Below are 12275 nucleotides of genomic sequence, written 5' to 3' on the forward strand. Positions count from 1 at the left end.
TGCTGAAAATTTAGATTCTTTCCTTTACCCACGAAGTGGTATTGTTGATAGCATTAAAGACTGCAAATCCCCCAGCCGCAGCTACCAATAAAGATAAAATTGGTGCTAATATCCCCATAAAAATTATGAACCACATTAAGTCTGGGTCTGCGTTCGCATTTTCTCCCGGACCATTAACAATAACTGTGGCAGTTAAAATGGCAATAATATTAAATGACATTTTAGCAATTCCCAACGATAAAAATCCAATTAGCCAGGCAAAAATCGGTTTACCAGCCACAGGTAGCAAAGAACTACCTACAGCTATTGGTCCCAAGGCTGCTATGAGTAGCATGGTAGCTTCTATCAGATTTTGGAAAGCATATTGTAGGGAAATTAAAAAGTTTTTGATACTAGTTTGGACTGTAGAACCCAATAAAGAATTAAAGGCGTTTTCTGATATAGTAGATGTACCAAATTTAATGTCATTTACCTTTCTTTCTAATCTATATATCCACTCTCTCCTCCCATATAAATTTCTATATTCTTGCCATAGAGGTTCTATTTTTTCCGCAGCTCTTGCAAAACATTGACTTTGTTGTTCGCCAGTAAGCGACTGACAAGGACGCAGTAAAGAACCGGCAATTTCTTCAGAAATACTCATATTTATTGCTTGCTGGTAAATTTTATTGGCGTCCGCTGTTGCTACTACTTGCTGATTCACAACATTGATATAATTGCGTACTTCTAAGGTTAAGTTAGAAAGTATACTTCCATTGTCGGAAATGTTTAATAGAATCACCACTAAAAAAGGCCAAATCAAAGAAGATATGGGACGTGAGTATTCATAGTTGATAACATCTTTAAGCCATTGTAGCATAAAAAATAGTAGGGTGCCGACAGCAAAAAATACACCTAGATTAGTCAATGATCTATACAAGTTATTACTGCTGTTATTTTGTAATAAATCTAACCATTGCTTATCCCAACTTTCGGCAATGCTTTTAGCAGTTGTTGCACCATTACCTAGAACTTCATCAATACCAATTTGAGCCAAAATATGTAAAGTATCAAGCTGCATTTTAGTGAATATTTTACTAGTATTTGATAGAGTGCTTCAGGTTTAATAAATATGGTGACTCTCAAGATGTTTCTGAAATCTGACGCACCCTATTAATGTATCATTCGTGTAAGTCTTGATCTTAATTTTCTGGTTTTCTGCCAAATAAATCTAGTTGAGAAGTAGTTCGCAAAAGTCTTGCACCTTCAGCAGATGTATCAACTCGGCGAGCGCGATTTGCTTCGTCCATCTGCTGAGAAATATTTGCTAAATTTAAATTAGAGTATTGCAAAGACTGATTTGTTTGTATTGTCTGAGCAAAGGTTTCCGCGACAATTTTTGTTTGCTCTTGTTGAATTTTTAGGGTTTGTTGTTGGTTGCTATTTATCAGCTGTGATAAATAAGACAAGCCAGATCCAGTAAGATTAATTCCACCTCCTGCTCCTGTTGCATTAGCAAGAGAGTTAATTTGGTTGAGAATATTGTTGGAATCTTTATTGGATTGATCAGTTAATTTTTCCAGATTTTTTATAATTTGCTCAGTATTTAATAACTTATTTTTTGAACGATTTTGTCCACCTGAACCCAGAACGCCTTCAACTGCTCCACGGGTAATTGAACGATTGATTTCATTACTAACTAAAGCGGAACGCACAGCCGAATTATTTTCAAATTTATCTGAGGTAGAAGTGAGCATATTTTCATTTTGTTCGCGAAATCTCTTGCCGGCAGTAATAGGATTTGGTATATTTACTTGTCCTGTGGCATTATATATTGCAGTTTGAGCCTGCGGTTCTACAGACTTTAAGTTTTCTTGAATATTAGTCTTGAGGTAGTTTTGTAAATCTACAGAGTATGACTGAAAATCAGTCCATACTCTTCCTAATTGAGCCATTGCGGGTAGCATTGCCAGAAATGCTAGTGAAAAAGTCAAAAGGGTAGTTTTATACATATTATTCATGGTGACTGGGGACTGGGGATTGGTGATTGGGGATTGGTGATTGGTGATTGAGAAGAAAAACAAATGACAAATGACCAATGACCAATGACCAATGACAAATGACAAATTAACTTCCACGCAATAAATTGACTAACTGACGAGCAAAAACAGAAATTGCTTCATATTTATCGCTGTAATTTTGCATTGCTTTTTGGCGTGCGGTCTGTTCATGGGGATTGTTTGCGACTACGGCTAATTGCTCGTAACCTGGATAGTAACGACAGAAGGTATAAAGACCATTATCATCTAACAGCCATTGGCTATAAATATCTTCTTTGCGAGGGAAAAAACTTTCTGTGGCGTTGCGAGCAATAATTTCGCGGGGATATTTTAAAATGTTGACGAAACTATCAACTGCAACTGGCTGAATTCGACCGATTAATCTGGTTGTGAGGTTTTGTAAAATTTTCGATGCAGCTTTAGATTTAGCAATGGTGTCTGGATCTTGTGCTGATAAAATAACTCTAATACCTGCTTTGGCACCGTTAGCACAAATTCTGCCAACTAAGTCAGAAATCTGCTCAAATTCAAAGAGAATTGGGGCTTCGTCGATAAAGAATATGGAGGCTGGACTGCTTAATGCACGTCGCAATGCTGCTGAATAAGCACTCAAAGATAGCACTGCTGCATCTTCACTATCTGAAAGATTTCTCAGCGCAAATACCAAAAGTTGAGCATCGGTGGGAAAGCTAGATGGTGCAGAAATAGCTTGTCCCACACGACTAGAAAGCCAAAATTTTAGGCGTAACTGAATTTGACTCAGAGCATCTTCAACCCTACCACTGATAGATTCTATCTCCAGATGTTCTGGTGAGCAAAAATAAAGAAAATCTCTTAATGTAGGAGTTTTTTGCCAAGCCTGAGAACCAAATCCGCCTAACATCGCCTCTCGATATCTCTGCTGTATCCCATTATCAGCAAAGAAGGCTCCTAAAGCTAAATTAAGAATTGACCTGACAGTTTGCGATAGTAGCTGATTTTCGGTGGATGACCCTAAAACCATTGTCATTAGGGCTGATTCTAAAAATACAGTATAATCGAGCAGGCGATCGCGCTGTTGTTCTGGGTCGAGTGAACGCAAATCTGGTTGTTCAAATAAGTTATTAGATTGTTTAGAAATATCAAAATATGCGCCATTAGCCTCCATAAATTCTGTGTAATCTGTGAAGGTAGAAGTACCATCTGGTTTGGGGAAATCTAACGCTACAACAGGAATACCATAAGCCAAAGCCTGTGTTAAAATCCCAGACACCAACACCGATTTTCCTGCACGAGTTGTGGCAAATAGTGCTAAATTTTTGTGTTGGGTAAACAAATCTAAATGTACTGGTGTTCCTCCTTCTTCAGCAATCAACTCAAAGCCTTGATTGTCCCCTTTTTTAGTGATTACTAAAGGCATTAATCCGGGAACTTCACTAGTTAAATATAGTTGGCGACGATTAAAAGGTCTGACTAACAAACCCTCCCAAACTATCGGTAAAGATTGCAGCCAAATCTTCCAAGTATATTCTGTTTCTCTAATTACCTTTGCTGGACGTTGAAAACAGTTTTCAATATATCTTGTGGCTTCATCTAATTGCTCAACAGTGCGACGATGGACAAAAATAGCTATTCCTGTATATATAGGTACTGCACCTTCATATAATTGCTCTTGTGCTGCTACTGATTTCTTTAACTTTAATTGAGCGTTAACATCAATAGTTTTACTCTTTTCTTGCGCCATAAGTGCTGTCATATTTGACTGTTTTAACACTCTTTGCAAAGTAGTTTTCACCAATGCGGGATTGGCTGCAGTCAATTGACAAAAAATCTCCGTATCTACCACATTTTCTCTTGCCAAAAGTTCCCATAAATACCGGAGTTGAGCAGATTTATTCTTCCAGCCTCCAGGTTTTTCCATAAATGTCAAAGCGCCAATATAGCGATTATTAACATTAACCCAGCGACGATCTGCAGCAGGTACACCAGATTCCATTAGCAAAGTTGTACTGTGGAGATTTTCTATCAGTAGTTTGCTACTAGATAAATCTGAATAAACTTGTTCGTGCAGTCCCTCTTCGTCTAAAGTCATTAATTGGGGAATATCTATTGGTGGTGTATCATTAAATCTTCTCCAGGCTTCTCCCCAAAGTTCCTCAGCAGTTAAAGGCTTGATATCCAAACCCATTTTGTTAGATAAAATTTGTTCCCAACGGGAAAAACCTTGTTTGTAAGCATTGGTGATAATGGCTTCTAAGCGCTGGTTTTCTACTTCTGCAAGATCACCTTTGAATTTCAACCACCATGATTCCGCTTGGTTTAACAGTTTTTCGATCCAATCATCCGCATTGCTGGAATTTGGTTCCAGAGTATAAGTTACATAAATCCGCAGAAATTTTGGTTTGCGAATTCCCGCATTACTGAGTTCTTTAATCCTGGCTCTTTCCGCCATCAACAAATATTTGATATTACGTGATGGTGTCCGTTTTATTAGTTTTTCTAGTTCCTTCTGTCGCTGTTTATCTGAACTAAAAGACCCCAAATGCAATGTCATTCTTTCATCGCTAGGGATATCTTTTAACCCCGCTTCAATATTATTCAGAATCGGCTCAATTTGTTCTGTCCGTAAAGTACTGTGAATCCCTCGACACTCAAAACCAAACACAAAGCAAAATGCATCTCTTTGGGTTCCTTTCGTCAATACATAAGCACCCAAATCACGTCCATTAAGTGCGACGCGCAGCATTGTTCCCAAGTGTAAAGAATCTTCAAATGGCGTTAATCTAGTTTCATTACCTGCGATACCGACGCTTTTTTTTCCGATTTTTTCTTTCATTGTTAACTTCTAGGATGCTTCGATAACGAGCAAAGCCTCTAGTCCAAGTGGGGACACCAATAAATTTGCTTAGAAAGCGCCAACTCCTACCACCAGTTAATATCCACCAAGTTGCTATTCCCCAAATTGTAATTAATATCGTCCATAGCCATTTTTGGAAATCACTGGCGAAAATTCCCCCAAAAATTCCATTGATGATAAAGTAGGATGCTAGGGCAATTACTACCCAAGGAAATACTTGATCCGCAGGAATTGGACCTAATGAAGGTTGGCTTCCGAGGATTTGATTTACTGGACGAAATTCTTTGTCTTGATCTCCCGACATGGCTAATGTTTGGCGTTGCTGAATAAAAGTATAAAAATCTCACCCAGAGGAGCCACAAAAATTATTTACTCGTGTCACCAATGACAAAGCCTGTAAGCACATCGGCGATAGTCACAGCCACAACTACTAATAAGGGAGTTCTGGCGAGACTTTGCCAATCTTCATCTTTACGCACGGCATTAATTACGTTAACCAAGGATAACAAAATGTACATTAAATAAAATGCCCGCAACACGTTAAAAATTAAACTCACTGTTGACTGGGTGTTGTTGTTGTTGGTGCTTGAACCCTGAGTAAAAGTATTTTTAAAGAAATTTTCGGCTTTGCTAAAAAATTGTGCTTGTGCGGGGGCTGCAAAATAGTCTAACCAAAATAAACTCAAAATGACAGCTGCTGCTAAAATTTGCAAGATGATGCGCGATCGCTTGGGTAAATCTACCTGTAACCCGATTTGCTGTATGACTATTGCAATTAAACTACCAATTAGCAAACAAAAAAGCAGAATAGGACTTTTGAGGCTGATAACACTTAAAAATACTGCACAAGCAATCAAAAAGGGTACGGATTCCATCAGGCTAAGACGCCCGAACTTAAGTATATTTGCCAACATCGGTAACTTTTTCACCGTAATATCCGTGAAAATATGGTCAACATTTGCATTATAGCTTTCTTTAGACATTTACTAAATAACCTTATTGTCACTAATTAGATGTTTTCTAGTATACTGGACTAATCACAATTTAACATGATCTAATATATACCTTTAATAAAATCATAAATTTAGTGTAGAGTCTTGTACCTATAATTATCAATATTAAGTTAAGCTCATCAATACATAGATTGGTGTGTTGCTGAAACCTTTATTTATCCTGAATTTCGCCTACAAGCTGCTATGCCAAATTTTTTATTCATTATGGTCTCATATAAATCAGGACAAGTCTGTACTATTTTGCTACATTTAAATATTCACCGATTTAGTTCTATGTTTGTTGCCAATTAGGCTGATAATTATTATAGAAAATTATCAATATTCTATTAATCTAGATAAATTGCTTATTTATAGTTTTCCTCAACTAGTAGAAATCCATTTTTTACCATGTCCTTAACCTGTTGCATATTCATTATTTTTAGCACCGCTTTTTAATCCAGTCCTCTGTCTAGTTGAAGTATTTACCAGGACTTTAGTATGAATAGCAACAATCACTTACACATGCTCCTCGCAGATACACCTGTTGGTAATGTATTACCTGCAATAGCACAGCTTAATCTACCGAATTGGTGGTTGGCAGGGGGTGCAGTGCGAAATACAGTTTGGCATTCCATTTTTGGCAAGGACTGCGGCTTAGTTATCAAGGATTTTGATATTGCATTTTTTGATGAACAGGGAGACCGTACCCAGGAACTAGCAGCAAAAGCCACCCTCACAACACAGTTTCCTGATGATCTGTTTGATGTGAAAAATCAAGCCAGTTTTGGTCGTTGGCGCTTTGGGCTAAGACCATACACTAGTACTGAGGATGCTATCACAGAATGGCTACACACTGCCACGACTGTAGGAGTGCGCTTAGACACACAAGGGGAATGGCAATTTTTCACCCCCTATGGATTGGATGACCTATTTGCTGGGATTATCCGCCCTACCCCTGTACATACAAATAACCCAGATGCCCATAATAAGGCCTCTGGTTTCTTGCAAAAATGTCCTTATTTGCGCTTGGCGTAATGCTACTATTTTCCTAGCCAAAACGCTAAGGGGTTCTGAGTTGGACGACAATCAGGATAGAATCGTAGGTAGAATTCCATATCGGATTGCCAAGGGCGAGCTGCAATTCCCAATCCCAAGCAGAGGTGAGTTAGCGATCGCCCAAATTGTTCGTGGTGTCCTGGATAACCCGCATGGGCATGGGCATATTCATGGACAACTAATAGTAGCCAGTCTTCTGGCACCACTCGTCCCACGTCAATCAGGATGGTGATTGGATTGGTATCAAGATTGCACAGGGCATAAATTTCAAAGCACTGAGCCAAAGGAGCAGCAAAAATTTGAATATCAGGTTGCTCCCAGGGGTGAAAACAATCATGACAAGCCTGAAGATAGTTTTCCAGTTGTCTGTTCACCCCATCAATATGCTCACCGATCCAAGTACACAGAGGAATACGGTTATCCATATCATAAACCACATCGATCATTTCTGAGTCGAGAGCTAGACCGCGAAGTCCATACAGGTAGTCTAAACCTCGCGTAAATGGATCGGTGCTGGTGGTGATGATTAATTTACCAACCAAAGAAGGACAAATATTTTGTGGGTTCAACCGCATTTTTAATCTGTTCAGGGGTAACATTTGAGAGGTCAGCCCCATCTGGGTTAGAGGTAACTTCTGCAGCGTCTGCAACCCGGAATTCGGTACAGAAGGTGGCGGTGCTAAAACCACCAAATCGTTTTACAGTACTGGTTCGCATCCGAATGCTAGGACTAACAAACCAGAATCTCTCAATAGAACTCATGGTTTCATATTCCGTCGTCAAGACTAACCCATCTTCATCATCCATGTGATAGCGCCCCGCCACTGGGACGATTTCCGCATAGCCCCGTTCTCGCAATAATGATCCTTGGCGGGGGTTATCTGCATCAGGGATCAAAGAGAATACTGTGGAACCTTGATGGTTTTCCTCATCTCTATCCCATCCCATTGCACCTTCCCAAGAGACAAACGCACCACCAATCGCCAAGTTAGGGTCAACCTCATGGAGTTTGCAGATCTCAATCACTTGGGGATGATCCGCTGCAAGGGCTTCAACTAGAATCTCAGATTCGCCAGCTTCAGATCGCTTGAAAGCTAGGTGATGCGTTGTTCGTTGCGATCGCCATTTACCTGTACTCAGTTCAAAAAACTCCATTGCATCCATAAAGCTAACTCCAAACAAAAATTGGCAAACCCCTATGCTGATCAATTATAAAACCTCCCCGCGTTTTCGGGGTTTAGCATTGCTAAACCCCTACGACATCTCCGGTTTTTTGTCGCCACATATTTCGTCTCGTTCCCAGCCTCCAGGCTGGGAATGTAATCTCATAGGCTCTGCCTTTTGTCAAGCTACTGGAGGCGGAGCCTCCCAGAATGGTTTCCCAGTCTAGAGCCTGGGAACCAGTCAACCTACGATTTTCTTTTGGTAGGGGCACGGCATTCGTCTCGTTCCCAGCCTCCAGGCTGGGAATGTAATCTCATAGGCTCTGCCTTTTGTCAAGCTACTGGAGGCGGAGCCTCCCAGAATGGTTTCCCAGTCTAGAGCCTGGGAACCAGTCAACCTACGATTTTCTTTTGGTAGGGGCACGGCAATGCCGTGCCCTTACGGGAAATCTCTTAATCCACAGAAAGTCCTTTGGAGGCTAGCCATTCGCGGTTGAATATTCGCGATTGATAACGGGAACCGCTATCACATAAGATGGTGACAATGGTGTGTCCTGGCCCCAACTGCTGGGCTAAAGCAACTGCTGCGGCTACATTAATACCAGTTGAACCACCCATTAATAGTCCGTCTTTTCTGAGCAGCTGGTAAACTACTCGCAAAGCTTCTGTATCATCAATTTGGATGGCATCATCCGTGGGTACGCCTTGCATATTGGCTGTAATGCGACTGTTACCAATGCCTTCAGTAATGGAATTGCCTTCCATTTTGATTTCACCGGTTTTGATGTAGCTGTAAATTCCGCTACCCAAGGGGTCGGCGACAACACATTTAACCGCCGGATTTTTTTCTTTCAGGTACAGTGAGACACCAGCAAATGTACCGCCGGTACCAGTCGCGGCTACCCAACCATCTATTTTACCATTTGTCTGTGTCCAAATTTCTGGGCCTGTGGTTTCGTAGTGGGCTTGGCGATTGGCTAAGTTATCAAATTGATTTGCCCAAATGGCGTTTTCTAACTCAGCGGCAATTCTACCAGATAGTTTGACGTAGTTGTTGGGGTCTTTGTAAGGTACTGCGGGGACGGGACGGACTTCTGCGCCCAGTGTTGTCAGTGCGTCTATCTTTTCTTGGGATTGGGTATTAGGAATGATAATTAGGCATTTGTAGCCTTTGGCGTTGCAAATATGCGCCAATCCAATCCCAGTATTACCAGCGGTTCCTTCGACAACGGTGCCACCAGGTTTGAGTAAACCTTTTTTTTCCGCATCTTCTATGATGTAAAGTGCGGCGCGGTCTTTGACGGAACCGCCAGGATTCAGAAATTCTGCTTTAGCGAGAATTTCGCACCCTGTTTCTGAGCTAAAGCTATTTAAGCGAATCAGGGGTGTATTACCAATTGTGCCGACAAAGCCATTTGTGATGGTCATTTTTTCTGTATCTAAGTTCTATATAAAAATTTTGGCTATTATTTGCGATTTTTGGGCAAAAAAAAATCGAGTCCCCATGAGGCGACAAAAGGAGAGAAAAAAAGAACAAGTGTAAAGCGTAAAAGGTGTAAAGTATAAAGAGCTACCGGATAATCCTCCCGAACGCGCAGACAACACGAAAACCATTATAGTTGAGGCGGAAGTCGCGCTCCGCCCTATTGTTGAGGTCGCGGGACGCGGAACGGCAGCGTTCAGGATTGCTGATCCAGGAACCGCCCCGCAGCATGGCTCCTTGTCCCTTTTGGTAAAGATTCTGATTACTTAGGCTGCGCTCAGTAACCATCTCGTCAAACCAAGGACTACCATCTGTAGTCGCTCCCTTATAGTGACTGTGCCAATCATCAAGACACCATTCCCACACGTTCCCATGCATATCGTATAACCCAAAATTATTAGCTACGCCAAAGCTGCCTACAACTGTAGTTTCTCCTCGATATGTTCCTTTCACACCTGCGCCATAAGTGTAGTCAGCATTATAGTTTGCCAATTCTGATGTAATTGTTTCGCCAAAGTGGAATGGGGTCGTAGTTCCTGCTCTACAGGCATATTCCCATTCCGCTTCACTGGGTAGGCGGTATTGTCTTTTTGTGTGGGAGGTAAGGCGATCGCAAAACTCAACCGCATCGTACCAGCAAACTTGCTCTACAGGGCGATTATCACCTTTAAAGCTAGATAGGTGGGGTTCAAGTTGGCGGTTTACTTGCGGTAGTGCTGCTACTGCTCTCCACTGTTCTTGAGTGACTGGATACTTACCCATGAAGAATTGCTGAATGTTTACTAAATGCTGAGGGCTTTCTGACCTACTACGTTGTAGTTCATCTTCTGGCGAACCCATCATAAAACTCCCCTCTGGAATCAGCATCATTTCTAGCCCAATCTCATTACCCAAGTCTTCTACATAGTATTGGGCTGTCTTCTGTGTTTGGATTATAACTGTTTGTGGGTTGATAGAATTATCTATAAAAATGATATTTTTAACTTTAAAGTTACATTTCTGTAATGGTGGATGTTCCTCTTGTTCAACTTGTTTTGCAAATTCAGCATATTCTCCACCTAATGCGTTGAGAACTTTTAAAGAAATGGTAGCATAAGCTTTTTCTAAATTTTCTTGCTCTCCATCGTCCGCTGATGGTGGTTGTTTTAATAAAGCAACACATTCTTTTAAAGACTTGCCTATTTGCTTTTCTATATAATCTGATATGGTATGATAAATAAATTGAGAATCACTAAATGGCGCGTCTCCTAATAAAGTAGTCCTAATTTCTGGTACTACCTCATCAAATACTACTCCATCAGGATTGATATCTGTGGTAATCTCAGTTAAAGGTTTAAGTATTCCTCCTAACAAGACTTCAGCCGTATGCACAGGTCCAGATTCAGGTAATAAAGTTTCTTGAACTAAGCGAATTACAGGTAAAGTAATTAAAGGTGCAGCCATTAATAATCCTGCTAATTTCCGTCCTAAAGGGGATGAAATGCGCCGGAAACGTTCAATCCTTTCTGCTGCATTTAAGTTACTAATTTGAGTTTGAGGTAAATGAGGTGGTGGAGTAAAATCTGAATTGTGAGGGAAGATAAAACCACCGTTGATTTTATTATATTTTCCCACTAAGAACTCCGCCCAATTACTAGCAATTTCTGCTTCAACAGTTAAAACAGGAATTTTTGACCTATTTTCTAAGTCAAAATCTTTCCAGAGTAGAAGTTCATCAATACGTAAATTGCTATTAGCGACTTCTGATGTTGAACCGCCATTTCGATTAACTAATCTGACCGCAGCACCTACTCTTAATCCACTTCTTAACCAGAGAGTGTTAGGTAACATTTGTAAAATTGCTAGGGGTTGATGTTTTGTCCAATATTGTAAAGCAGAAAGAATAGTTCCATCAAACCACATTGGTGCAACACAATCACTAACAATTAATATTAAACAGCGTCCGGTGGGATCAATTAATTCTTTAATATTTTTAATTTGAACATTTTTCGCTTGTTGTTTACCAACTTTAGCCTTAATAATAATCTTGTCGTTATCTTTAGTTAATCCCCATGTCCGAACTTCTCGAAAAATTCCGTAATGTTCTAATAGTTCTTTTAATTCTTCAATCAGCTTACGCCAAATTATCATTGATGAATTATCATCTATAATTAAAGCTAAATCCAACCAAGGTTCAGGTTCACTTTTAAGGACAGGAATACAGATGCTTTGTTCAACTGTACTTTGTTCAGCTATCAGTTTGACTGTTTCTATTTCATCGAGTATTGTTTGTCTTCCTGAATCTACCCGACGCATTAAAGGACGTAATGCTTTAACAAATTCTAATGGTTCCCTTAATGAACGGGGATCTGTATGTCTAATGGGTAAGGTTTTTCCTTTAATCTTATCATCAAAATTCTTTCTAGGAGATGGGGGAGAAATTTCAACTCCTCGTTTATCTCGTACTGAGCGTTGACGTTGGTCAACATTTGATCGATTTCGCTGATAATCATCTTCTTTTGGTTTCTCTTTTTCTGGAGGTGCTTCTTCTGGTATTTTGGTTTTGGCTGAATATTCTTGTTGTTTTAAAGCTAACCAAAGAACATCTGCGATATCTTCTCCCGTCAGGTCACAATGGACATTTAAACGGGATATTAATTGTTTGAGTTTGTTGTTCTTTAAGATTGGTTTAGCCATTTTTTCATAACGAAATAATTTTTAGCTCAC

10 protein-coding genes are annotated in these 12275 nt (G+C 40.1%); 1 reads left to right on the forward strand and 9 read right to left on the reverse strand.

Going from position 1 to position 12275, the window contains the following annotated elements; genetic code table 11:
• Positions 1-10 precede the first annotated feature (10 nt).
• The 5 genes from HEQ19_12945 to HEQ19_12965 all read right to left on the reverse strand — a co-directional run bounded on the left by HEQ19_12945 (position 11) and on the right by HEQ19_12965 (position 5789).
• Positions 11-1060, reverse strand: coding sequence for a hypothetical protein (locus HEQ19_12945; protein WYM00293.1), 1050 nt, complete (start codon positions 1058-1060; stop codon positions 11-13).
• A 121-nt stretch (positions 1061-1181) separates the two neighbouring features.
• Complete coding sequence (locus tag HEQ19_12950) at positions 1182-1991, reverse strand: hypothetical protein (protein WYM03386.1); 810 nt, start codon at positions 1989-1991, stop codon at positions 1182-1184.
• Between the two features lie 115 nt (positions 1992-2106).
• On the reverse strand, positions 2107-4854 hold the full coding sequence (locus HEQ19_12955) for a hypothetical protein (GenBank protein WYM00294.1): 2748 nt from the start codon (positions 4852-4854) through the stop codon (positions 2107-2109).
• On the reverse strand, positions 4811-5179 hold the full coding sequence (locus HEQ19_12960) for a hypothetical protein (GenBank protein WYM00295.1): 369 nt from the start codon (positions 5177-5179) through the stop codon (positions 4811-4813). Before HEQ19_12960 ends, HEQ19_12955 begins: the two co-directional genes overlap by 44 nt.
• A 61-nt stretch (positions 5180-5240) precedes the next feature.
• Positions 5241-5789: a hypothetical protein gene (locus tag HEQ19_12965; GenBank protein WYM00296.2), complete on the reverse strand. Its 549-nt coding sequence runs from the start codon at positions 5787-5789 to the stop codon at positions 5241-5243.
• Between the two features lie 576 nt (positions 5790-6365).
• Between HEQ19_12965 and HEQ19_12970 the strand changes: the two genes are divergently transcribed.
• Positions 6366-6902, forward strand: a complete 537-nt coding sequence (locus tag HEQ19_12970; protein WYM00297.1) for a nucleotidyltransferase family protein — start codon at positions 6366-6368, stop codon at positions 6900-6902.
• Between the two features lie 5 nt (positions 6903-6907).
• On the opposite strand, the gene HEQ19_12975 is transcribed toward HEQ19_12970, so the two are convergent.
• The 4 genes from HEQ19_12975 to HEQ19_30965 form a co-directional block, all read right to left on the reverse strand.
• Positions 6908-7492 carry a hypothetical protein gene (locus tag HEQ19_12975; protein ID WYM03387.2) on the reverse strand — a complete coding sequence of 195 codons (585 nt, stop codon included), beginning with the start codon at positions 7490-7492 and terminating at the stop codon, positions 6908-6910.
• A complete protein-coding gene (locus tag HEQ19_12980) occupies positions 7455-8087 on the reverse strand; it encodes a phycobiliprotein lyase (GenBank protein WYM00298.1) in 633 nt (210 codons plus the stop codon). Before HEQ19_12980 ends, HEQ19_12975 begins: the two co-directional genes overlap by 38 nt.
• Before the next feature lie 452 nt (positions 8088-8539).
• Positions 8540-9514 carry a cysteine synthase A gene (locus tag HEQ19_12985; protein WYM00299.1) on the reverse strand — a complete coding sequence of 325 codons (975 nt, stop codon included), beginning with the start codon at positions 9512-9514 and terminating at the stop codon, positions 8540-8542.
• Positions 9515-9656: 142 nt separating this feature from the next.
• On the reverse strand, positions 9657-12245 hold the full coding sequence (locus tag HEQ19_30965; GenBank protein WZI67203.1) for a formylglycine-generating enzyme family protein: 2589 nt from the start codon (positions 12243-12245) through the stop codon (positions 9657-9659).
• Between the last annotated feature and the right edge of the window lie 30 nt (positions 12246-12275).

Source organism: Gloeotrichia echinulata CP02, from assembly GCA_038087035.1.
GTDB classification, from domain to species: Bacteria; Cyanobacteriota; Cyanobacteriia; order Cyanobacteriales; family Nostocaceae; genus Gloeotrichia; species Gloeotrichia echinulata.